Annotated in this window: 16 protein-coding genes; 8 read left to right on the plus strand and 8 right to left on the minus strand. The window is 61.0% G+C overall.

Annotated features, from left to right (window positions below; genetic code table 11):
• Positions 1-71 precede the first annotated feature (71 nt).
• Positions 72-2,252, plus strand: coding sequence for a glycogen debranching protein GlgX (glgX, locus tag PQR62_RS06650; RefSeq protein ID WP_408156066.1), 2,181 nt, complete (start codon positions 72-74; stop codon positions 2,250-2,252).
• Positions 2,253-2,309: 57 nt separating this feature from the next.
• On the opposite strand, the gene PQR62_RS06655 is transcribed toward glgX, so the two are convergent.
• From PQR62_RS06655 to PQR62_RS06675, 5 genes are all read right to left on the minus strand, one after another.
• Positions 2,310-3,164 (minus strand): hypothetical protein, encoded by an 855-nt coding sequence (locus tag PQR62_RS06655; protein ID WP_408156068.1) that lies wholly within the window; start codon positions 3,162-3,164, stop codon positions 2,310-2,312.
• A gap of 14 nt (positions 3,165-3,178) precedes the next feature.
• Positions 3,179-4,663 carry a hypothetical protein gene (locus tag PQR62_RS06660; protein WP_408156070.1) on the minus strand — a complete coding sequence of 495 codons (1,485 nt, stop codon included), beginning with the start codon at positions 4,661-4,663 and terminating at the stop codon, positions 3,179-3,181.
• Between the two features lie 31 nt (positions 4,664-4,694).
• A complete protein-coding gene (locus tag PQR62_RS06665) occupies positions 4,695-6,365 on the minus strand; it encodes an OmpA family protein (RefSeq protein ID WP_408156073.1) in 1,671 nt (556 codons plus the stop codon).
• A gap of 285 nt (positions 6,366-6,650) precedes the next feature.
• The gene (locus PQR62_RS06670; protein WP_408156075.1) at positions 6,651-7,436 is read right to left on the minus strand and encodes a response regulator; all 786 of its coding nucleotides are present in this window, start codon (positions 7,434-7,436) and stop codon (positions 6,651-6,653) included.
• Positions 7,433-8,944 (minus strand): ATP-binding protein, encoded by a 1,512-nt coding sequence (locus tag PQR62_RS06675; protein ID WP_408156077.1) that lies wholly within the window; start codon positions 8,942-8,944, stop codon positions 7,433-7,435. The genes PQR62_RS06670 and PQR62_RS06675 overlap by 4 nt, the downstream gene beginning before the upstream one ends.
• A 390-nt stretch (positions 8,945-9,334) precedes the next feature.
• On the opposite strand from PQR62_RS06675, the gene PQR62_RS06680 reads away from it, so the two are divergent.
• Genes PQR62_RS06680 through PQR62_RS06690 form a run of 3 tightly spaced genes read left to right on the plus strand, consistent with a single transcriptional unit; the run spans position 9,335 to position 15,408 of the window.
• A complete protein-coding gene (locus tag PQR62_RS06680; protein WP_408156079.1) occupies positions 9,335-10,696 on the plus strand; it encodes an efflux RND transporter periplasmic adaptor subunit in 1,362 nt (453 codons plus the stop codon).
• A 9-nt stretch (positions 10,697-10,705) separates the two neighbouring features.
• Positions 10,706-13,888: an efflux RND transporter permease subunit gene (locus PQR62_RS06685; RefSeq protein ID WP_408156081.1), complete on the plus strand. Its 3,183-nt coding sequence runs from the start codon at positions 10,706-10,708 to the stop codon at positions 13,886-13,888.
• On the plus strand, positions 13,888-15,408 hold the full coding sequence (locus PQR62_RS06690; RefSeq protein ID WP_408156860.1) for an efflux transporter outer membrane subunit: 1,521 nt from the start codon (positions 13,888-13,890) through the stop codon (positions 15,406-15,408). Before PQR62_RS06685 ends, PQR62_RS06690 begins: the two co-directional genes overlap by 1 nt.
• A 121-nt stretch (positions 15,409-15,529) precedes the next feature.
• Here PQR62_RS06690 and PQR62_RS06695 read toward each other — a convergent pair whose 3' ends face one another.
• From PQR62_RS06695 to PQR62_RS06705, 3 genes are all read right to left on the minus strand, one after another.
• On the minus strand, positions 15,530-17,170 hold the full coding sequence (locus PQR62_RS06695; protein ID WP_408156083.1) for a methyl-accepting chemotaxis protein: 1,641 nt from the start codon (positions 17,168-17,170) through the stop codon (positions 15,530-15,532).
• 559 nt (positions 17,171-17,729) lie between these two features.
• Positions 17,730-18,179 (minus strand): nuclear transport factor 2 family protein, encoded by a 450-nt coding sequence (locus PQR62_RS06700; protein WP_408156086.1) that lies wholly within the window; start codon positions 18,177-18,179, stop codon positions 17,730-17,732.
• 134 nt (positions 18,180-18,313) lie between these two features.
• Positions 18,314-19,000 (minus strand): FadR/GntR family transcriptional regulator, encoded by a 687-nt coding sequence (locus PQR62_RS06705; protein ID WP_408156862.1) that lies wholly within the window; start codon positions 18,998-19,000, stop codon positions 18,314-18,316.
• Between the two features lie 371 nt (positions 19,001-19,371).
• Here PQR62_RS06705 and PQR62_RS06710 point away from each other — a divergent pair, with 371 nt between their 5' ends.
• The 4 genes from PQR62_RS06710 to PQR62_RS06725 all read left to right on the plus strand — a co-directional run bounded on the left by PQR62_RS06710 (position 19,372) and on the right by PQR62_RS06725 (position 22,670).
• The gene (locus PQR62_RS06710) at positions 19,372-20,250 is read left to right on the plus strand and encodes an NAD-dependent epimerase/dehydratase family protein (RefSeq protein ID WP_408156088.1); all 879 of its coding nucleotides are present in this window, start codon (positions 19,372-19,374) and stop codon (positions 20,248-20,250) included.
• 197 nt (positions 20,251-20,447) lie between these two features.
• The gene (locus tag PQR62_RS06715) at positions 20,448-21,251 is read left to right on the plus strand and encodes an amino acid ABC transporter permease (protein ID WP_408156090.1); all 804 of its coding nucleotides are present in this window, start codon (positions 20,448-20,450) and stop codon (positions 21,249-21,251) included.
• A complete protein-coding gene (locus PQR62_RS06720; RefSeq protein WP_408156864.1) occupies positions 21,248-21,901 on the plus strand; it encodes an amino acid ABC transporter permease in 654 nt (217 codons plus the stop codon). Before PQR62_RS06715 ends, PQR62_RS06720 begins: the two co-directional genes overlap by 4 nt.
• Positions 21,885-22,670, plus strand: coding sequence for an amino acid ABC transporter ATP-binding protein (locus PQR62_RS06725; RefSeq protein WP_408156092.1), 786 nt, complete (start codon positions 21,885-21,887; stop codon positions 22,668-22,670). The genes PQR62_RS06720 and PQR62_RS06725 overlap by 17 nt, the downstream gene beginning before the upstream one ends.
• The last annotated feature ends 11 nt before the right edge of the window (positions 22,671-22,681 follow it).

Consider the following 22,681-nt stretch of genomic DNA (forward strand, 5'->3'; position numbering starts at 1 on the left):
AGCCATGGTGCTGCCCGATCTGCCGGCCCATTCCGATCGAACTTCCTGCCAATGTGACTGCGACCACGACCATGACGACCCTGACCTTTCTCGACCGCATTCAAGAGGGCACGCCCTTTCCGCGGGGCGCCACCTGGACCGGCCAGGGCGTGAATTTCGCCTTGTTTTCCGCGCATGCCACGCGCGTTGAACTGTGCCTGTACGACGCCGAAGGCAAGCATGAAATCGGTCGTGTCGATTTGCCCGAATACACCGACGAAGTGTGGCACGCCTTCATTCCCGACATCGGACCCGACACCGTCTATGGCTATCGCGTGCACGGCCCTTACGAGCCGGAGAACGGTCATCGCTTCAATCCCAACAAGCTCTTGCTCGATCCTTACGCCAAGCGCCACATCGGTGAGCTGGTGTGGGCGCCGGAAGTGTTCGGCTACACCATCGGCGCCGAGGACGAAGACCTCAGTTTCGACGAGCGCGACAGCGCCGCCTTCGTGCCGAAATGCGTGGTGGTGGATCATAGTTTTTCGTTTGCCGGCGCCAGCGAAAACCATATCCCCTGGGAAAAATGCGTGTTCTACGAAACTCATGTGCGCGGCTACACCATGCGTCATCCGGCCGTGCCGGAACACTTGCGCGGCAGCTTCGCCGGGCTGGCGACGCCGGAAGTGGTCGAGCACATCAAGAGCCTGGGCGTGACCTCGGTCGAGCTGCTGCCTATCCATTCCTTCGTCAACGACGACTATCTGCTGGAAAAGGGCCTCACCAATTACTGGGGCTACAACTCGCTGGGCTTCTTCGCCGCCGATCCGCGCTATTTCGCCAGCGGCGAGATCGCCGAGTTCAAGAACATGATCAAGTCCTTCCATGAAGCCGGGCTGGAGGTAATTCTCGACGTGGTCTACAACCACACCGCCGAAGGCAATGAGAAGGGGCCGACGCTGTCCTTCAAGGGCATCGACAACGCCTCTTACTATCGGCTGCTGCCCGATCAGAAACGCTTCTACATCAACGATACCGGCACCGGCAACACGCTCAATCTGTCGCACCCGCGCGTGCTGCAGATGGTGTGCGACAGCCTGCGTTACTGGGTCACCGAAATGGGCGTGGATGGCTTCCGCTTCGATCTCGCCACCATACTCGGGCGCCTCGATCACGGCTTCGACGAGTCCAGCGGCTTTCTGCAAGCCTGCCGCCAGGATCCGATCCTGGCTGGTGTGAAGATGATTGCCGAGCCCTGGGATTGCGGTCCCGGCGGCTATCAGGTGGGCGGTTTTCCGCCGGGCTGGGCCGAATGGAACGACCGCTTCCGCGACGATGTGCGCGCCTTCTGGAAAGGGGATCAGGGCGCCGCCGCCGACTTCGCCAAGCGCATGACGGGCTCGGCCGACAAGTTCCAGCAGCGCGGCCGCCGCGCCTGGGCCAGCGTCAATTTCATCACCGCACACGACGGCTTCTGCCTGCACGATCTGGTGTCGTACAACGACAAGCACAACGAGGCCAACGGCGAAGACAACCGCGACGGCGGCTCCGACAATCGTTCATGGAATTGCGGCGCCGAAGGGCCGACCGACGACGCCGATATCCGCGCACTGCGCGAACGCCAGAAACGCAATCTGCTGGCCTCGCTGATCTTCGCGCGCGGCACGCCCATGATTCTGGCCGGCGACGAATCCGGCCGCACCCAGCAAGGCAACAACAACGCCTATTGTCAGGACAATGAAATCAGCTGGCTGGATTGGGACGGCATCGACGACGACGGCCGTGCGCTGCAGGACTTCACGCGCAATCTGCTCAATCTGCGCGCCAGCCTGCCCTTGCTGCATCGTTCGCGTTTTCTCTCGGGCGCAAGCAATCCTGAAACCGGCATCACCGAAGCCACCTGGATCTCGGCCTCGGGAGAAAGCCTGAGCGACGAACAATGGCAGGACGAACAGATGCATGCTTTCGGCTTGCTGATCGACGGCCGTTCGCAAGTCAGCGGCATCAAGCGCCCTGGCAGCGACGCCACCTTGCTGATGGTGTTCAACGCCTATCACGATGTCGTGAATTTCACTTTGCCGGAAGTGCCGGGCGGCAGCCGCTGGACCTGTCTGGTCGACACCAACATGCCGGTACGCAGCGAGTTGCCGGAGTTCGATTCGGGCGACGTCTATGCTGTCACCGGCCGCTCCATGTTGCTGTTTTCGCTGAAGGCCAAGGGCGAGACCGCGAAGCTGCTGACGGCGATTCAGGATGCGTTGACGACGGAGTGACCATAGAAAAAATTACTGCCGGCATGGCCGGCAGTAATGGGCAGATACGCAGTGCTCTCAGCGCACCGGACTCAGCAGAGCCGGCATGCCGAATTCTTCAAGCCGTCCATTTGATTTGGTGAAGTATTCACCCCAGAATTGCTTCAGTGCATTCAGGGTTTTGGGATCCCGGTACTGGTTTTTTTGTGCAGCTTTGCTCGTTGCAGCACCTTGCTCGGAGATGATGCCGGCGCCCATGACAAAAATGGTGGCGCCGCCGAAGTCACCGAAGAGATTGTTTTTCTGCACAGCCTGAATCTCCTTTTCCGGATCAATCTTGCGCACGCCCTTCCCCGCGTAAAAGCTGGATACAGTGGAGTTCTCAAGCATATCCGAGACGATCAGCACGATGCGGCGTGGCGCAGTCGATGCCTTGACCAGCTTCGACGTCTCCGCCAGGCTTGCCAGCACATCCGAATTGCTGAGCGCGCTGGAGCTCTGTTCCAGCGTCTTTCCGGTCGCGCTCAATGCCAGTCGTGCCCCGTATTCCAGTTGTCCCTTGATGCAACTGTCAAAAGACTTCAGTGTTTTGACGCCAACCGAATTGCGGGCGCTTTCCGGCACCGATTGCTCCAGAGCGCCGGTCGCCACCATGTCCAGATAGCGTCCCTGCGAGAACGCAGAGAAACGCAGAATCTGAAATGAGGTGCCCGAGCTCATCAGGCCGCGGACGGTATCGGCCAGCGATTGCTTCAGCTCCTGATCGAGTTCCACTGTCTGGTCCAGCAGCAGGAAAACTTCACGCTGCTGGGCGGGAACGGCCAGTTCCATTTTATTGGCGGCATAGCAGCTTGGAATCTGATTCAGTGGTGCCGCCGCAAATGCGGTGGCCGCAGCACTCATTAGCAGCGAGGCAAGGATGAATCTTTTCATGATCAGGTCGCCTCTCAGAACAGCTCGTCGAGCTGGCGTTCGTCTGACTTCGCCTTTTCCATTTGCCGTTCAGCTTCTTCGCGCGCCTTGCGTTCCTTGATCGCGGCAGTCAACTGCTCGCGTAAGGCCGGCTCCAGTCCCAGCACGTATTTCTTGGCGATGTCCTGATTCGACTTCAGTTCATCAAAGCGTGCGATGGCTTCTTCCAGTGTGGGTGTCGCCGAGCTTTCTTTTTCAACAGGCAATGCAGATTTTGCGGCTGTGGTTGCCTCGCTCGCCACGGTACCGAGCGGCCGCTGGCGCTGTGTTTCGTTGAGGTAGTCGTCAAACGCCTTCTGCAGGTCGAGTCCGATGTTTGAGCCGCGCTCTGCCAGACGTTGCTGCAGGGTTTGCAGTTTGGCCTGAGCGACCTGAATGATCGGCGCATAAAAGGCCTGGTAGTCTTCGTAGGTCGAGAAGCCACGTGTTCCTGTATAGGCGGCCTTGCTTTCCTTGCCGGCAAAGCCCCATTTGAAACCGGCTGCAATACCGACAACTTGGGTAACAACAAAGATGAATGCCATCATCAGGAATGCCGCCATGCCTTCATCGGCGACTGCCTTGCGGCCATCAGCGCGTCCTTTTTGTTCTGCGTCTTGCTGCGGTTTCAGTACGTCCTGAGGCAAGGCCAGACCTCCGGCGAACGGATTGCCCGAAGCCGGTGCGGATGTTGCCGCCGCCGCGACCTGAGTGGTCTCTTGTGTCTGTTCATTTTCCAGATGCTTGACGCGCATCCAGGTCGAGGTAATGGCAATCACCAGAATGACGGCGATCGCGATGCCGACCATGACATAGCTGCCCGAGGTGCCGACACGATTGACGCACTGCGTGTATTCGGCTTCCTTGTCATCCACCGATTGATCGCCATTGAGCATGATGTTGGCGGTCTTGAAGCTACCTGGTTGACCGGCGTCGCGCCAGTCCTTGGCCGAGGCCTTGATCAGATTGGTACGATAGAGCTGATGACCGGCGCTGTGGGTCACGAAAACCAGAATCACGCACAACACCAGCACGATGGCGACCATCAGCAAGGTACGTGTATTTTCGCTGCCCTCCATTGCCATCCAGCTGCCCAGCAGATAGGAGAATCCGAGACCTTCTGCAATCACCAGCAAGCCAAGCACGAACACCAGCCACGCCGGCAGAGGTTTGCGTCCCAGATCATTGGCCTTGGCCAGATACACCAGACGTTTGGTCAATTCGGCTTCGCCGGTGAAGTGAATATATTGCTTGTAGTCTTCGCACAGCGTGCGTTCGGCGTTGGTCCAGGTTTTGTCCTTGGCGTAGCGGGTAGTGTCCGAGGACAAGCGCGCAATCTTGCCGATGAAGGGCAATGAGTACCAGAAATTCAGCCACCAGAAATCAATCCGGAATTTGAATGCAAAATAGACGGCGACGAGAATCGCCAGCGATACAAATGTCGCGACGACATTGAGATGCTCGTTGATGGAATCAAACATGTTTATAAGCCCCTTTTTTTCTTCAGTATTTTTACTTTGCGATTTTTGGATTGAACGCGCTGATCAATGCATTGCCCTGATTGTCGTAGTACAGCCAAGAGCCTTCAGCGCTACGTGGGCTATCGTTCGGGATAACAATATCCATGCAGCGCACCGGTCCGGATGCGAACACGCGGTATAGCAGCGCCTTGTCGCCCTTGTAGGTATTTACCTGAGGTTCTATGGTGTAGTCGGGCTTGGCGTTGGCCGATGCATAGTTCTTGTAGATCAGCAGTTTCGGTTGCCGCGCCGGCGCACCGCCATCGCGCAGAACCGCCACGTTGGTCAGTGCCACCAGATGGCCATTCACCTTGTCGACCCATGAAGTGTTGTAGAGACCCGGCATGTATTCCGAGGTGGCAATTTCCTTGCCGTCACGTAGTGATTTGACTCCGTTGGCGATACGCGGCTTGTCGAAGCGGCAGCTCTGAGACATCGGCGTATCTGATGCCTGTGCAGTACCGATGACGCCCGCGCTGGAGCGTGAGGTGCCGATGGCCCCCAAATCCAGTTTTGGCACAATGCTGCCCGCGGGACTGCCGCCGAAATCCAGTGCTGCTGCAGTTTGAGCCGAAGGCTGGGCCTGCCTGGTGATAGCCGGTACAGCGGCGGGTGCGCTGCTGCTTTCGGTCGCTGCTTTGCCGGCGTTTGCATTGGCTTTGGCGCGCTGCGCCTGAGCCGGTTTCGCTATCTGCTTTGCGGTTTGCTTAGGGATGTTCCCTGAGTTCGCTTTGGAGGCCTTGTTTGCTTGCTGAGCAGCCGTTGCATCTGCAACTTCAGAACCCAGCGCGATACGATAAAAATCCGTGCGCACGCTACGGGCAGCCAGGTATTGCCTGAATGCGCCTTCATCCGTCAAGTCGACAATTTCGACACGTCTGTTTCTGGCGCGGCCATCTTCGCTCCGGTTGTCGGCAATCGGTTGGGTCTCCCCCGCGCCCTGGAAAAAGATACGCGCGTCTTGAATGCCTGCGGCCTGAAACACCTTGGCCACGCTGCGGGCGCGTCGTTCCGACAGATCCGCATTGAGTTGCGAGCTTCCGGTATCGTCGGTGTGGCCGACGATCAGCAATCGCTTTTCTCTCAAACTTTCTACCACGCTACGCATTTCTGCAGTGGCATTCGGCGGCAGCTTCTTGAGTTGCTGAGGATAGGAATATTCGGCTGCAATCTCCGTGAAATATTTCAGCGCCTTCGGTTGCAATTCATCGGAGCCGCTCACGAAGTGACCGCTCAGATCCTGATCCTTGATGGACACTGAAAGTCCTAATGCAGGTTCAGCTTTGCCGGCGCCGGATTGCGTCGCAGCAGAAGGCGCGGGAATGTCGGTAAAGGTCAGTTCCAGATCGTATTTCTTGGCCAGCTTGGACAGTTCGCATTTCTTCCTGTCCATATCTGCGCCGATCAGTCCACCGATCAGGGCTCCGGCGCCGGCGCCAATCAGGGTGCCCGCCTTTTTGTCGACCTGATTGCCGATCAGCGCACCGAGGACGCCGCCGGCCACGATGCCGATATTGCGGGCATTATTGGCGCAAGGATCATCGCTGGCGAAGGTTTCCTTGAATGACATCTGTCCGGTTTTGGGATCAACGGCACAACCCGTTGAGACAAGGCAGCACGCCAGTGCTACTGAGATTTGCAGCTTTGAATTTTTCTTTTGCATTGATAGTCGACGACAGCCCACTCAATGTCGCTGACGCGATATTGAGTGCTGAACATACGCATTGAAAGATTTCCCCTTGCTCCCACGTTGGATCCCCCAGCGGAAGCAAGCCCCTTTGTAAATTCTAAATTTTGTAAAGTTACCGGACGGAAAATATCATAATTTATGAAATTTTTTCTCGCCGGACGGGAAAAGTCACTGAAATATGTAATTTTCTATTAAGTGCGGTGCGTTTTTGAAATAGGCGATGCAGCGTTCGGATGTTTGGATTTGGCGGCCAGTTGCTCAGGTCTGGGCCGGCAACTCAAAGCTGTAACCCACCCCGTAGATGGCCTGAATCGCGTTATGGCCGGGGAAGAAGGGTTCGAGCTTGCGGCGCAGATTCTTGATGTGGGTGTCGATGGCGCGGTCGGTGACCGAGCGGTATTCGTCGTGTACGTGGTTGAGCAATTGTTCGCGCGAAAACACCAGCCCCGGTGCGGCGGCGAAAGCTTTCAGCAGACGGAATTCCAGCGGCGTCAGATTCAGCGGTGTGCCCTTGATGCTGGCCTGATGGCGGGCGTCGTCGATCTGCAGCGGGGAATTTTGTGCTGGCTGCGCGCTATCGGCGGCAACGACTGCAGGTCCATGTTCAAGCGCGGTCTGTGCTTCCGACACCACCTCTTGCTCACGCCTGCTGCGGCGTAGCATGGCCTTTACGCGCGCCACGATTTCGCGCGGGCTGAACGGCGCCTTGCTGATGTAGTCATCGGCGCCCAGTTCCAGACCGCGCAGGCGATCTTCTTCTTCCGCGCGCGCGGTCAGCATCAGAATCGGCACGTCGCTGAAGCGGCGCAACTCCCGGCAGATCTGCCAGCCGTCACGGCCCGGCAGCATGATGTCGAGCAGCACCAGATCCGGCTTTTTCGCCTGTACCTCGGGCACTGCATGATCGCCGTGCGCGACATGGCGCGACGTATAGCCGGCGGCTGCCAGATATTTTTGCAGCAGTTCGGCCAGCTTGGGTTCGTCCTCGACGATCAGGATATCGGCCACCGCCGGGGCGGCGAATTGAAATGCCGGTTCGCTCATGCCGTGGCTCCGGCACTTGCCTGGGCGAAGCCGGCCGGCAGGCTGACGATGACACGCAAACCGCCCAGCGGCGATGCTTCCGCATGGATGCTGCCCTGATGCGCATCGACGATGCGGCGGCAGATTGCCAGGCCCAGACCGGCGCCGCCGCTGGCGCGATTGCGCGAAGCCTCGACTCTGTAGAAACGCTCGAACAGACGCTGGAGCGCGGCATCGTCGACGCCCGGCGCGCTGTCGTCGAACTGGATCAGCCAGCGCTGTTGCTGATGCCGGATTTCCTGTCGGCAGCTCAGCACCAGACGTCCGCTGCCGCCAGCAGTCGCAGCTGCGTCGGTATAGCGCAGGCTGTTTTCAAACAGGTTGTTGAACAATTGCTGCAGACGGCCGGCGTCCGCGTGCATGGGCATGCTGTCGGGCAGCGTCTGCGCGTCGAGAATGAGACCACGCTTGCGGAACATGTCTTCATACGATTGCATGCCGGCGCGCAGCAGCGGCGCCAGATCGATGTCGGTCTTGCGATAGGTGAGGGCGCCGGCATCGGCCAGCGACAGGTCATACAGATCGTTGACCAGCTTGTTGAGATGCGTGACCTCGCTCCTGAGCGAGCGCACGGTGGCCTCGTCCGCTTGCATGACGCCGTCTTCCAGCGCTTCCAGCTGGCCGTTGAGAATGCCGAGCGGGGTGCGCAATTCGTGCGAGACATCGGCCATGAATTCGCGCCGCAGTTTTTCATTGCGCTCCAGCGTCATCGCCAGCTGATTGAAGTCCTGCGCCAGCCGTCCCACTTCGTCTGCGGTGGAGACTTCGACCCGCGTCGCATAGTCGCCGCCGGCCAGTTTGTGGGTGGCGCGCGCCACGCGCACCAGCGGCTTGAGCAGCAGGCCGGAGATGCGCATGATGATCAGTCCGACCAGCATGATGGCGACCACGCCGATGGCAAGCTGCGCCAGCAACTGGCTTTGCTGGAAGCGCAGGTCGATGGAGCCGATCACGTTTTCAAACGGCGTCTGGGCGATCCAGCCGACGATGACGTCGTCGCGCATGATGGGTCGCACGCGCGCGCCGGGGCCGAGATTGGGATAGCCGATCACCAGTTTGCGGTCGGCATCCAGCAGTGAAAAGCGCAGCGTGGCGCCGGTCAGGTCGGAGGCCGGGATCATGCGCCGGTCCAGTTCCGCCGTATTGCCGGCCGCGCCGTTGTGCTCGGCGATCACCGGCCGCATCAGCTCGAACCAGACGCGCGGATTATTGCGGATGAAATCCCAGTCGCCGTTGACGCGATAGGCGGCCTCGATGCGCGGCACCAGATCTTCCATGCGCTGCTGCGCCTGTTCATTGAGGTAGCCGAGGAAGTCGCGATTGAAGATGTAGCGGGTGGCGCCGCCCATCATCAGGATCAGCACCACGATCAGCGCCAGCATGGCGTAAAACAGTTTCAGCCGGATGCTGGCGCGTACGAAGAAGCGCTGATAGATGCCGCAAGCAGCGCGGGGGATGAGGTCACGCACCTTGTAATGGCCCGGCCGTGGTCATGCCGGCGAAGCGCGCGGCGTACGTAGCACACGTAGCGCATGCAGCGCACGCGACGCAGGTCATCAATGAGGCTGACGGAAGTGAGTGAAAAATGAACATGCTGCAAATCAGCCGATGGCAAAACCGGCGCATCAAAATGAATAAAACGACAATGAAATCCGGCGCGGTCCGGCTAATCTTCAGCTCGCCTCGCACGCCCGGCAGCCGCTAGGTTAGCAAGTTAGCGGGCGCCGGTGGCGATATTTTGCAAATCCCGGTTTCCTCAAATTTCCTCCACAATTGCTGCTTACCATGCAAAGTCCGATAGCTCATTGCGCCCGGACGATGCCAGTTTGACAAGGCGGAGTCGGGCTGAAAATTTACCGATGAATCAAGAAAAACAAGTCCTCGTTTCAGCTTCCTGCCCGACGCCTGCCTTGCACTCCACTCCGGTCGTTGCGCCGCGCACCTCTCCGCTGACCTATATTGCCTGCTGCAGCGTGCTGGCGCTGGCCTTGTCGGCTTGCTCCAGGAGCGATACCAAGCCGGCCGCCGCCACCGTCGAAGTCGGTTACGTGGTGGTGCAGCCGCAGCTGCAGGCGGTGACCACCGAATTGCCGGGCCGCACCACGGCCTATCTGAGTGCCGATATCCGCCCGCAGATCGGCGGCATCATTCAGAAGCGGCTGTTCAAGGAAGGCGCCAACGTCAAGCAAGGGCAGGCGCTGTATCAGATCGATCCGGCCACCTATCAGGCGGCTTACGACAGCGCCAGGGCCTCGCTGCTGAAAGCCGAAGCCACGCTGAATTCCGGCAAGCTCAAGGCGCAGCGCTACGCCGAGCTGAACAAGATCGACGCCGTCAGCAAGCAGGATAACGACGACGTCCAGAGCACGCTGCGCCAGAATCAGGCCGATGTCGAAGTGCAGCGCGCCGCGGTCAAGACGGCGAAGATCAATCTCGACTACACCCGCATCATGTCGCCGATCAGCGGCCGTATCGAGAAATCGACGGTGACGCCGGGCGCGCTGGTGACGGCGCAACAGACGACCGCGCTGACCACCGTGCAGAAGATCGATCCCATTTATGTGGACGTGACCCAGTCCAGCGTCGACCTGCTGCGTCTGCGCAAGGAGCTGGCATCCGGCAAGATCAGAAAGAGCGGCGACAATTCGGCGCAGGTAAAGATTCTGCTGGAAGACGGTTCGACTTACGCGCAACAGGGCAAGCTTGAGTTCAGCGGCCTGAGCGTCGATACCGGCACCGGCATGATCACGCTGCGCGCGGTGGTGCCGAATGCCGAGGGAATTCTGCTGCCGGGCGCCTACGTGCGCGCCGTGCTGGAAGAAGGCGTCAATGATCAGGCCTTGCTGGTGCCGCAAAAGGCGGTCAGCCGCGATGCCACCGGCACTGCCTCGGCACTGGTGCTGGGCGCCGACGGCAAGGTCGAGCAACGCATCCTGAGCGTGGAACGTGCGGTCGGCAACAACTGGTGGATCAGCGCCGGCATCCAGGCCGGCGACAAGGTGATCGTCGACGGCCTGCAGAAAGTGCGCAAGGGCGACACCCCGCGCGGCATCGACATGAGCGATTCGGTCAAGAGCAATCCCGCCGCCGGCGCTGCGACTGCAGGCAGCACGCCGGCAACTGCGGCCAAGGCCGACGGCAGCGCCACCACGGCGGCCGACGTCAACACCGCCTCCAATCCCGACAGCAAGAGCACGCCGGTCGGCGCGCAGTCGAAGTAAGGGGCGCACATGGCACGTTTCTTCATAGACCGGCCCATCTTTGCATGGGTCATCGCCATCGTGATCATGCTGGGCGGCTTGCTGTCGATCAGCAATCTCTCGCTTGAGCAGTATCCCGATATCGCACCTCCCAAGGTCAACATCAGCGCCACCTATACCGGCGCCTCGGCCAAGACGCTGGAAGACTCCGTCACCCAGGTGATCGAGCAGCAGATGAAGGGCCTCGACAATCTGCAATACATGTCGGCCAGCTCCAGTTCGGCCGGCACCGCCAAGGTGACGCTGACCTTTACCGCCGGCACCAATCCCGACGTCGCCCAGATGCAGGTGCAGAACAAGCTGCAGCAGGTGACCGCCCGTCTGCCGCAGGCAGTGCAGAACAACGGCGTGACCGTCACCAAGGCCTCCACCGATATTCTGATGGTGATCTCGCTGACCTCCGGCGATCCGCGTCTGACCGCCACCGACATCGGCGACTTCATCAGCAGTACGCTGACCGACCAGATCAGCCGCGTCGAAGGCGTGGGCGATGTCACCGCCTTCGGCACCAACTATGCGATGCGCATCTGGCTCGATCCGGCCAAGCTGCAAAAGTATGCGCTGATGCCGTCCGACGTCACCAGCGCGCTGGAAGCGCAGAATGCCGAAGTCTCGGCCGGTGAAGTCGGCGCGCAGCCGGCGCTGCCAGGGCAACAGATCAACGCCACCATCACCGCGCGCAGCAAGCTGACCACGGCCGATGAGTTCCGCAACATCATCGTCAAGTCTTCCAGCGACGGTGCGGTGGTCAAGATCTCCGACGTCGCCCGCGTGGAACTGGGCGGCGAAAGCTATCAGGTCGCTTCGCAGCAGAACGGCAAGCCGTCTTCGGCGCTGGCGATTCAGCTGGCGACCGGCGCCAATGCCCTGGCCACTTCCAAGGCGGTGCAGGCCAAGATGGCCGAGCTGGAACCCTACTTCCCTGCCTCGATGCAGCTCAAGAGCAGCATCGCCTACGACACCACGCCCTTCGTGCGCGTCTCGCTGGAAGAAGTGGTCAAGACCCTGATCGAAGCGGTGGTGCTGGTGGTGCTGATCATGTATCTGTTCCTGCAGAACATCCGCGCCACCTTCATTCCGACCATCACCGTGCCGGTGGTCTTGCTGGGCACCTTCGGCGTGCTCGCCATGTTCGGCTATTCGATCAACACGCTCACCATGTTCGGCATGGTGCTGGCGATCGGCCTGCTGGTGGATGATGCCATCGTGGTGGTGGAAAACGTCGAGCGCCTGATGAGCGAAGAGCATCTCAGCGCCAAGGAAGCCACCCGCAAATCGATGAAGGAAATCACCGGCGCACTGGTCGGCATTGCGCTGGTGCTGTCCGGCGTGTTCGTGCCGATGGCCTTCTTCGGCGGCTCCACCGGCGTGATCTATCGCCAGTTCTCGATCACCATCGTGGCCGCCATGGCGCTGTCGGTGCTGGTGGCGCTGACGCTGACGCCGGCCTTGTGTGCTTCGCTGCTCAAGCCGCATGAGCCGGGCACCCACGGCAACCAGCAGGGCCGTTTCTTCACCTGGTTCAACCGTACTTTCGACCGCAGCGCCACGCGTTATCGCTCGGGGGTCGGCGGCTTGCTGTCGCGCGGCAAGCGCGGACTGCTGGCCTATGCGCTGGTGGTGGTGGCGATGGGGGTGCTGTTCATGCGCCTGCCGACCTCCTTCCTGCCGGAAGAAGATCAGGGCGTGCTGATGGCGCAGATCCAGTTGCCGACCGGCGCTACTGCCGAACAGACCCGCGCGGTGGTGAAGACCATGCAGGAATATTTCATGAACAAGCCTGAGATGGTGGATTCGGTGCTGGCGATTGTCGGCTCCGGCGTCGGCGGCAACAGCCAGAACGGCGCCCGCGCCTTCGTCAAGCTCAAGGCCTGGGACGAGCGCACCGGCGATGACACTTCCGCGGCCGGACTGGTGCGTCGCGCCAACGCCGACCTCGGCAAGATCCGCGGCGCCCGCGTCTTCATGATGAGTCCGCCGGCGGTGCGCGGTCTCGGCCAGAGCGCCGGTTTCGACTTCGAACTCAAGGACGTCGGCGGCGTCGGCCACGATGAGCTGGTCAAGGCGCGCGATCAGTTCCTGCAACTGGCGCGGCAGAATCCGCGTCTGACCAACGTCCGCACCACCGGTCTGGACGACACGCCGCAGCTCAAGGTCAGCATTGACGACCGCAAGGCTGATGCGCTCAGCGTGGCGACCAGCGACATCAATGCCACCATGGCGACCGCCATGGGCGGCACCTACGTCAACGACTTCCTCAGCAATGGCCGGGTGAAGAAGGTGTACGTGCAGGGCGATGCGCCGTTCCGCATGCAGAGCGACGATCTGAACAAGTGGTATGTGCGCAATTCGGCCAGCCAGATGGTGCCGTTCAACGCCTTCATGACCAGCAAGTGGAGCTTCGGTCCCTCGCTGCTGGAGCGTTACAACGGCGTCTCCTCGTTTGAAATCGTGGGTGAGCCGGCGGCCGGCATCAGCTCCGGCGACGCCATGAAGGAAGTGGAAAATATCGCACGCCAGTTGCCGGCCGGGGTCGGCTTCGAATGGACCGGTTCGTCCTATCAGGAACGTCTGTCCGGCAATCAGGCGCCGATGCTGTATGCGATCTCCATCCTGTTCGTGTTCCTGTGCCTGGCGGCGCTGTATGAAAGCTGGTCGGTGCCGTTCGCGGTGATTCTGGCGGTGCCGCTGGGCATCATCGGCACGGTCTTGCTGACCGGCGTGCTGGGCATGTCCAACGACGTCTACTTCCAGGTCGGTCTGCTGACCACGGTGGGTTTGTCGGCCAAGAACGCGATTCTGATCGTCGAGTTCGCCAAGCAATTGCACGAGTCCGGCAAGTCCCTGTGGGACGCCACGCTGGAAGCGGTGCAACTGCGTCTGCGGCCGATTCTGATGACTTCGCTGGCCTTCATGTTCGGCGTGCTGCCGCTGGCCATCGCCAGCGGCGCCGGTTCCGCCAGCCGCCGTGCCATCGGCACCGGCGTGCTGGGCGGCATGCTGTCGGCGACCATCCTCGGCATCTTCTTCGTGCCGCTGTTCTACTTCCTGATCGGCACTTTGATCGATCGTCGCAACACGAAGAACAAGAACAAGGGCGGCAAGCCGGACGACGGCGATCTCGCTCAAGCACATGGAAAGGAGGGCGCATGATGCCCGGCCATCAAACATCAAACATGCAGCGCGCCAGGCTGGCGCGTCTGCCGGCCACCATCACCGCGCTGACGCTGGCCATGCTGCTGGGCGGCTGCGTCAATCTGGCGCCCGACTACCAGCAACCGGCGGCGCCGGTGGCGGCCGACTGGACGCAGACCGTGGACGGCAAGAACATCGTCGCGGCGCAGGGCGACAAGAAAGCCACGCAGCCGGCCGCCGATGAAATCGGCTGGCGTGAATTCTTCCTCGACGAACGCCTGCGCGAAGTGATTGCGCAAGCGCTGCAAAACAATCGCGATCTGCGGGTGGCGGCGCTCAACATCGAAAAGGCGCGCGCGCAATATCGCATCACCGACGCCGACCGTTATCCGGCGATCAGCGCCAGCGGCGGACTGAGCGCCAGCCGCACGCCGGCCGAGTTGTCGAGTTCAGGTCGCGCCACCACCTCGCGCCAGTACAGCGCGACGCTGGGCGTGAGTTCCTATGAGCTGGATTTCTTCGGCCGGCTGAAGAACCTCAGCGACGCCGCGCTGGAAACCTACCAGTACCAGATCGAAACCCGTCGCAGCACGCACATCAGTCTGGTGGCCGAAGTCGCCAATGCCTGGCTGACGCTGGCCTCCGACCGCGAGCTGCTGAAACTGGCGCAGGACACGCTGGCGAGCCAGGGTCGCACCTACGAACTGGGTCTGCGCAGCCATGAGATCGGCACCGTCTCCGGCGTCGATCTGGCGAGTCAGGAAGCCAGCGTCGAATCGGCGCGCGCCGACGTCGGGCGCTACACCAGCCTGGTGGCGCAGGATCTGAACGCGCTCAATCTGCTGGTGGGCGCTGCGGTGGCTCCCGCGCTGTTGCCGGACAGCCTGCCGCAAACGGCTTCGGCCTTGCTCGGCACGCCGTCGGGTCTGCCGTCGGAAATCCTGCTGCGCCGTCCCGACGTGCTGGCGGCGGAACATACCCTGATTGGCGCGCATGCCGACATCGGCGCGGCGCGTGCAGCTTTCTTCCCCAGCATCACGCTGACGGCGGACGGCGGCACCGCCAGCCGCAGCCTCGGCGGCCTGTTCAACGCCGGCAGCGGCTCCTGGAGTTTCGCGCCCTCGATCAATCTGCCGATCTTCAACGCCGGTGCCAATCGCGCCAGCCTGGATTCGGCGAAGATCACGCGCGATATCGACGTCGCCAATTACGAGAAAGCGATTCAGACCGCCTTCGAAGAAGTGGCCAATGCGCTGGCCGAGCGCAGCACGCTGGATCAGCGTCTCACTGCGCAGCAAAAGGTGGCGGCCGCCAACGAGCGGAGCTACAAGTTGTCCGACGCCCGCTATCGCAACGGCATCGACAGCTACCTGACCGCGCTGGTGTCGCAACGCGCGCTGTACAGTGCACAGCAGACGCTGATCTCGCTGCGCCTGACCGAGCAGAGCAATCGCATCACCTTGTACAAGGTGCTGGGCGGCGGCTGGAACGAGCAGACGCAGAAGGTGGCGGAGTCGGGGCCGGCGGCGGTGCCTTAATCAGCGTCGCACCCTCTGCAGAGTAAATCCGCTGCTGCAAACAAAAACGCCATCCGCAGACACGGATGGCGTTTTCATTCCGGCTGCGCAAGCGACGCAGCCGCTGCGCAAATTTACCGGGTCACTGCGGACCGTGCAGGCGCCCGCGCTGCGGCGTGATGTCGATCACCGATGACGGCGCCTTATCCTGCTGCACTTCGCCGGCCATCTGCGCATCGCTGAGCTTGAAGGTGCCGACCAGTTCGGTCAGGCGGTCGGCCTGATCGTTCAGCGATTGCGCCGCTGCCGAGGCTTCTTCCACCAGCGCCGCATTCTGCTGGGTGTTTTCATCGAGCTTGGTGATGGAGTGATTGACGTCGATCAGACCGGCGCTTTGCTCCTGGCTGGCCGAACTGATCTCGCCGACGATGTCGGTCACGCGGCGTACGCTGGAGACCACTTCTTCCATGGTACTGCCGGCTTCCTGCACCAGCTTGCTGCCGGTGGTGACGTTCTCCACCGACTGATCGATCAGTCCCTTGATTTCCTTGGCGGCCGAGGCCGAGCGTTGCGCCAGACTGCGCACTTCCGAGGCCACCACCGCAAAGCCGCGGCCCTGTTCACCGGCGCGTGCGGCTTCCACCGCTGCATTCAAGGCGAGGATGTTGGTCTGGAACGCGATGCCGTCGATCACGCTGATGATGTCCACGATCTTGCGCGAGGAGCTTTCGATGGCGCCCATGGTCTCGACCACCTGGCCGACCACCGCACCGCCCTTGACTGCAATGCCGGAGGCCGATACCGCCAGCTGATTGGCCTGCGCCGCATTGTCGGCATTCTGCTTGACGGTGGCGGTCAGCTGCTCCATCGCCGCCACGGTTTTTTCCAGCGTCTCGGACTGGTGTTCGGTGCGTTCCGACAGGTCGCGATTGCCCAGTGCGATTTCAGCGGAGGCGCCGGCGATGGCATGGGTGCCGATGCGCACCTGGCGCACCAGCGCCGCCAGCTTGTCGCGCATCAGACGGATTTCATACAGCAGACTGGAGTCGTCGTTGGCGCGGGTGTGGACTGCGGTCGACAATTCGCCGTGGGCGATGCGCTCGGTGATGCTCACCGCATCGCGCGGATCGCCGCCCAGTTGGGCCAGCAGGCCGCGTGTGATGATCAGCGCGATCGCCACGCACAGCAGCAGGATCAGCGCAGTCAGCGCCGGGATCAGGAACAGCGAGCTGGTGAACAGATCCTCGGCGCGGTCGCTGGCCTCCTGATTTTCCGCCTGCACCGACTTCAGCAGCAAATCGATATCCTTGACGATCTGGCGCCGCAAGGGGCTGCATTCATTGACCAGGAAGCTGCCGTAATCCGTCATGTTGTCGGCGTCGCGGAACTTGCGCGGTTTGTTCAATTCTTCCGCCATCGCCAGCAGGCCGCTCTTCACTTTGCCGAATTGCGCATTGTTGCCGAAGGCCGCTTCCAGTTTTTTCAGCTCGCTCAGATACAAGGCCTTCTGCTCGTCGAGAATGGCCAGTTCATTTTTTGCCGCGTTCGCATCCTGAAAGATATAGGCATTGCGTGCCGCCAGACCGGTCTGATCCAGAGCCTCGCGCGTGACATACAACGGCTCCAGTTTTTCGGCGCGGACTTTGTCCTGATATCTGACTGCGGATGAAATGGAATTCATGCGCATCAGCGAGAAGCAGGCAAGCACCAGCATGAAGGCGATGACGGTGGTGAAACCAAGACTCAGCTTGGTGCCGATTTTTAGATTTTTCAGGCTACTCATTTCAATTTTTTCAATTTGATTTTTTCACACAGAAAATCGGCGCCGGAGTGTCGTATTGCCGTTCGCAAAACCCGCCGCTTTCTGTCCCTTGATACCGTCATTTATTTTGTCAAAATGACAATTAGTTTCATGCATGTGATTGTACGGACGAGAGCGGCAATCGGATTCAGTCTTGGTGAAGCGGAATGCAAATAAATTTTCAAAACGTGACAAAAATGCAAAATATATTTCCTTGGTGAAATAATATTTTCGGATGATGAAATATTGCCGGGGGAAGCAGCACAGTCCGAGGTTTTTTCTCAGAGAAATGCAGGCGGCGATAGCGTCGCGATCCGGGCGAGTCGCGAGGGCAGGCGCATGACGATTTGAAGGAAAGGGCGCGTCGGAATTGCAGCAGGGGGGAAGAAAGACGAGCGGGATGACGATGCCTTGAAAACCATGGATACTTCAGCCTGCTTTGCCGCTTGCAAGCTGAAGTCGTGGAGCAGAAATGCCGCGCGCGATCCCGCTCGGGATCGCGCAGCTCAGTCTGAAATTGACTAGGCAAAAACGGAATGCATCAGGCCGTAAAACGCACTGCCTGACGCGCCAGCAATTGCCAGTGGCCGTGCTGTTTTTTCCAGACCATCAGGATTTTCAGCGAAACATTGCCGGGCTTGCCGGAGTCATTGGTTTCCGCCACCAGCGCATGACGCACGATGGCGGTGTCGCCGTCGACCTTGATGGTCTGATCCGACAGCGCGATCTTGACGAAGTCGGAAGCGCCGGTCTTGAGGTCGTCGATGAATTCGGCCTGGGTCTGCACCTTGCCGTTGGAGTGGCCATAGCTCAGATCGGCGGCAGTCAGTGCCTCCAGTGTTTTGAGATCGGGATCGACCATCACCTGACGCAGTTTTTCGACCGCAGCGGCCACTTCCTGTTCGTCATTGCCGGCAGCGGAAGCCGGGGTTTGCGCAGTCATCATGGTGCAGGCGAGGGCGCCGCACAGCAGTGCGATTTTCTTGAACATGTGTGTCTCCTGATGTGTTTGTTCTGTGTAGCTGAATGGGTGTTGTGTTGCTGGCGATGGATGATTTTTTGCGTGTGGATTTTCTCCCGTTGCGATTGATGTGAATGCGTGGACGAGGCCGGTTCGGGACCGCCTCAGCTTGCCTCCTGCGCGCGCCGCAGTCGTTCGCGGCTGTTGGTCAGATGGATGCGCATGGCGGCGCGTGCGAAGTCCGAATCGCGTCGCGCGATGGCGTCGTAAATCGTTTCGTGTTCGCGGTTCACGCGCTGCAGATAATGCGTCAGCTGATCGGGCGGCACGCGCGTCGATGGCAGCCGCGTGCGCGGCAGGATGGTGGTGCCGAGGTAGTTGATGATCTCGGCGAAATAACGGTTGCCGGTGGCCTCGGCGATTTCCTGATGGAAGCGGAAGTCGGGGCCTACCGTGGATTCGCAGCGCGCGACATTCTGTTCGAAATCGTCCAGCGCCCGGCGCATCAGCAGCAGATTGGCATCGCTGCGTCGCGCTGCGGCCAGGCCTGCGGTTTCGGTTTCCAGACTGATGCGCAACTCCAGGATGGCCAGCACTTCGAAGGACGTTTTCAGCTCATCCGGATCGAGCGTGAACATCGCCGCCGGACGCGGTTCGAGTACGAAGGTGCCGATGCCGTGCCGGGTCTCCACCAGCCCCGCCGCCTGCAGGCGCGACAGCGCTTCGCGCACCACGGTGCGGCTCACCTGAAACTGGCGCACGATCTCGGCTTCGGTCGGCAGCTTGTCGCCGGCTTGCCAGTGGCGAGTGAGGATCAGCTGTTCCAGCGCGTCGACCAGTTCGCGTGACAGATTGCGGCGGCCGGCGTGCAGCTTTTCGACCGTGACGCCGTGGGGGACTGTTGGAATATCCGGCTGCAACGCGGCGTGCGCGCTGTCACCGGCCTTGAAGGGCGGCGGCGTTTCCGGCAGTTCCTGTGGCGCCTCGGCGCGGATGGCGGTGCTTGGGATCAAGAGAATAGTCCGGTGGGTGACTTCTTCAGAACGCTATTGACAAGCTCGGATGCGCCGATAATAATCCAGCACAAGTGATATGACAACGTACAAGATAGCTTGCGCTAGTTTGCACAAAGAGACCGCCGGAAATGCGGCACAGCAGCAAATGCAAGGCTTGCCTCAGCCATCACAAGAACAATAAAAAATATCAACAGGAGACAGCTCTCATGAGTGGAGCAGCATTGGATTCGCGCCCGGATCAGCCCGTGGCCGAAGCCTGGCAGACCCAGCGTTTCGCACGGCTGCTGCTGACCGGCGCTGCCGGCGGCATCGGCAAGGTATTGCGCCCGCGGCTGGCCGGTTTTGCCGACAGCGTCCGTATTTCAGACCTGGCGCCGGCCATGCAGGCCGGGGGCAACGCCGCCCCCGCCGCGCATGAGCAGGCGCAGGCCTGCGATCTGGCAGACCGCGCCGCAGTCGACGCGCTGGTGGAAGGATGCGACGCCATCATTCACCTCGGCGGCGTCTCGGTGGAGCGGCCTTTCGAAGAAATCCTCGAAGCCAACATCAAGGGCGTGTTCCACATTTACGAAGCGGCGCGCCGCCATCAGGTCAGGCGCGTGATCTTCGCCAGTTCGAACCACGTCACCGGCTACTACCGTCAGGATCAGAAGATCGACGCGCACGACCTGCGCCGGCCGGACGGCTATTACGGCCTGTCCAAGTCCTACGGCGAAGACATGGCGCAGTTCTACTTCGATCGCTACGGCGTCGAGACCGTCAGCATCCGCATCGGCTCGGTGTTTCCCGAGGCCAAGGACCGCCGCATGATGGCCAGCTGGATGAGCCTGGACGACTTCGAACAACTGCTGCGCCGCGCACTGTTCATTCCGGGCGTAGGTCACACCGTGGTCTACGGCATGTCCGACAACGCGCATACCTGGTGGGACAACCGCCGTGCCGCGCGGCTCGGCTTCGCGCCCAGGGACAGTTCCGAGATCTTCCGCGCCAAGGTTGAGGCCCAGCCCAGACCGGCGACGACTGATCCGGTGGCGGTGCTGCAGGGCGGCGCCTTCACCACCGTAGGACCTTTCGACCCCCAGTAAAACAGTGAGCAGTGCATCCGTTTCAGATGCACTGCAGCGCCTGCGTCAGCGCATGATCTTGCCCTTTGAATTGTATGTTGTCATACATCAAAGGTCGCATTGACATCGGCAGCCAGGCTTCAGGTGCGCGACTGAGCACTGAGGGTTCCTGCCCGTATTACATGCATTACAGCCATGAGGGACAGCCTGTCGGCATCATGAACTTTTCACTCGATTTCAGCAGTCTCGCGCCGTACTGGCCGGTGTTTCTCAAGGGCGCCTGGCTGACCCTGAAGATGACCACCGTGGCCATCGTCATCGGCGTGGGCATCGGCGTGTTCGTGGCTTTCGCCAAGAACAGCCCCAACCGTCTGCTGGCGCGCGCTTGCGGCGCCTACATCGAAGCGGTGCGCAACACGCCGTTTCTGGTGCAGATATTCCTGCTCTACTTCGGCCTGGCCAGTCTGGGCATACACATGCCGACCTTCGCCGCCGCCGTGCTGGCGATGATCATCAACATCGCCGCCTACGCCGCCGAGATCATCCGCGCCGGGCTCGACTCGGTGCCGCGCGGCCAGCTCGAGGCGGCTGAATGTCTGGGCCTGTCGCGCTGGCGCATACGCTGGCATGTGATGCTGCAGCCGGCCATCGAGCGCGTGTATCCGGCGCTGACCAGCCAGTTCCTGCTGATGATGCAAGCCTCGGCCATGGCCTCGCAGATCTCGGCGGAAGAACTGACCGCCATCGCCAACACCGTGCAGTCCGATACCTTCCGTTCGCTGGAAACCTACATCGTGGTGGCCGCCCTTTATCTGGCGCTGTCGGTACTGGTCAAGCTGCTGGCCTGGGCCTTCGGCGAATACGTGTTCAAGCGGCGCCGCACCATCCGCCGCGCCGCAGCCCAGATGCGTCGTCCGCTGCCCGGCACGCCGCCGGCAAATGCGGCAGGTGCAATTGCTGCGATCAACCACGTTCCCTACGTCCATCGCGACGCCGAGACGATCAAAGGGAGTGCAATCTGATGGGCCTCTTCAGCTGGACGCATCTGCTGTATCTGGTGCAATCGATCTGGTGGACCGTGGTGTTGTCGATGCTGGCCTTCGTGCTGGGCGGCATCGGTGGGTTCGGCATCATGCTGGCGCGCATCTCGCCGCGTGCCTGGCTGCGTGTGCCGGCGTTGCTGTATGTGGAAAGCATTCAGGGCATTCCGTTGCTGATCCTGCTGTTCATCGTCTACTTCGGCCTCTCGGTCTATGGCCTCGCATTACCCTCGCTGGTGGCGGCCGGCATCGCCATGATGGTCTACACCAGCGCCTATCTGGGCGACATCTGGCGCGGCTGCGTCGAAGCCATGCCCAGGCCGCAGTGGGAAGCCGCCGAGTGCCTGTCGCTGACACGCTGGCAGACACTGCGCCTGGTCATCATTCCGCAGGCGGTGCGCTTGTCCCTGCCGCCCACCATCGGCTTTCTGGTGCAGGTGATCAAGATGACCTCGCTGGCGTCGGTGATCGGCTTCATCGAGCTGACGCGCGCCGGCCAGATCATCAACAACTCCATCTTCCAACCCTTCCTGGTGTTCACGCTGGTCGGGATCTTCTATTTTTTACTGTGCTACCCGCTGTCGCGCTGGAGTGCATCCATGGAGAGCAAGCTCAATGTCAGCAATCGCTAATCCGCTGCCCGCAGTCGATATTCCGGCGTCACCGGACGCCGCAGCACCCATCGTCCGGGTTGATCAGATCTACAAGAGCTTCGGCTCGAATCAGGTGCTCAAGGGCGTCTCTTTCGAGGTCGCCAAGGGCGAGATGATCGCCATCATCGGCGCCAGCGGCTCCGGCAAGAGCACCGCGCTGCGCTGCATCGACCGACTGGAAACGGTGGACTCCGGCAGCATCGAGGTGGCCGGCATCCGCGTCGATGATCCCGAGGTCGATCTGCACAAACTGCGGCGCGAAGTCGGCATCGTGTTCCAGAGCTATAACCTGTTCCCGCATCTGAACGTGCAGGAGAACGTGATGCTGGCGCTGCGCCACGTCAAGCTGCAATCGAAAAGCGATGCGCAGAAGGTGGCGCTGGAAGCGCTCGCGCAGGTCGGTCTGGCGGAAAAGGCCGGCGCTTATCCCGAGCAACTCTCGGGCGGTCAGCAGCAGCGCGTGGCGATTGCCCGTTCGCTGGCGATGGCGCCCAAGGTCATGCTGTTCGACGAAGTGACCTCGGCGCTCGATCCGCAGCTTACCGGCGAGGTGCTGCGGGTGATGGAAGACCTGGCCGCCGGCGGCATGACCATGCTGCTGGTGACGCACGAAATGGGCTTCGCCAAACGCGTCGCCGACCGCATCATTTACATGCATCAGGGCCGGGTATGGGAAGTCGGCCCCGGCAGCATGCTCGACCACCCGCAGACGCCGGAGCTGAAGACCTTTCTGGCGGCGGACATGTAAGCACAGCGGCA

Source organism: Herbaspirillum lusitanum, assembly GCF_046025995.1.
Taxonomy (GTDB): domain Bacteria; phylum Pseudomonadota; class Gammaproteobacteria; order Burkholderiales; family Burkholderiaceae_D; genus Herbaspirillum; species Herbaspirillum lusitanum_A.

Bases quoted from the DNA above. Each gene is read 5' to 3' on its own strand.
- glgX (WP_408156066.1), top strand. From the start codon at position 72: ATGACGACCCTGACCTTTCTCGACCGCATTCAAGAGGGCACGCCCTTT.
- PQR62_RS06655 (WP_408156068.1), bottom strand. From the start codon at position 3,164: ATGAAAAGATTCATCCTTGCCTCGCTGCTAATGAGTGCTGCGGCCACC.
- PQR62_RS06660 (WP_408156070.1), bottom strand. From the start codon at position 4,663: ATGTTTGATTCCATCAACGAGCATCTCAATGTCGTCGCGACATTTGTA.
- PQR62_RS06665 (WP_408156073.1), bottom strand. From the start codon at position 6,365: ATGCAAAAGAAAAATTCAAAGCTGCAAATCTCAGTAGCACTGGCGTGC.
- PQR62_RS06670 (WP_408156075.1), bottom strand. From the start codon at position 7,436: ATGAGCGAACCGGCATTTCAATTCGCCGCCCCGGCGGTGGCCGATATC.
- PQR62_RS06680 (WP_408156079.1), top strand. From the start codon at position 9,335: ATGAATCAAGAAAAACAAGTCCTCGTTTCAGCTTCCTGCCCGACGCCT.
- PQR62_RS06685 (WP_408156081.1), top strand. From the start codon at position 10,706: ATGGCACGTTTCTTCATAGACCGGCCCATCTTTGCATGGGTCATCGCC.
- PQR62_RS06690 (WP_408156860.1), top strand. From the start codon at position 13,888: ATGCCCGGCCATCAAACATCAAACATGCAGCGCGCCAGGCTGGCGCGT.
- PQR62_RS06695 (WP_408156083.1), bottom strand. From the start codon at position 17,170: ATGAGTAGCCTGAAAAATCTAAAAATCGGCACCAAGCTGAGTCTTGGT.
- PQR62_RS06700 (WP_408156086.1), bottom strand. From the start codon at position 18,179: ATGTTCAAGAAAATCGCACTGCTGTGCGGCGCCCTCGCCTGCACCATG.
- PQR62_RS06710 (WP_408156088.1), top strand. From the start codon at position 19,372: ATGAGTGGAGCAGCATTGGATTCGCGCCCGGATCAGCCCGTGGCCGAA.
- PQR62_RS06715 (WP_408156090.1), top strand. From the start codon at position 20,448: ATGAACTTTTCACTCGATTTCAGCAGTCTCGCGCCGTACTGGCCGGTG.
- PQR62_RS06725 (WP_408156092.1), top strand. From the start codon at position 21,885: ATGTCAGCAATCGCTAATCCGCTGCCCGCAGTCGATATTCCGGCGTCA.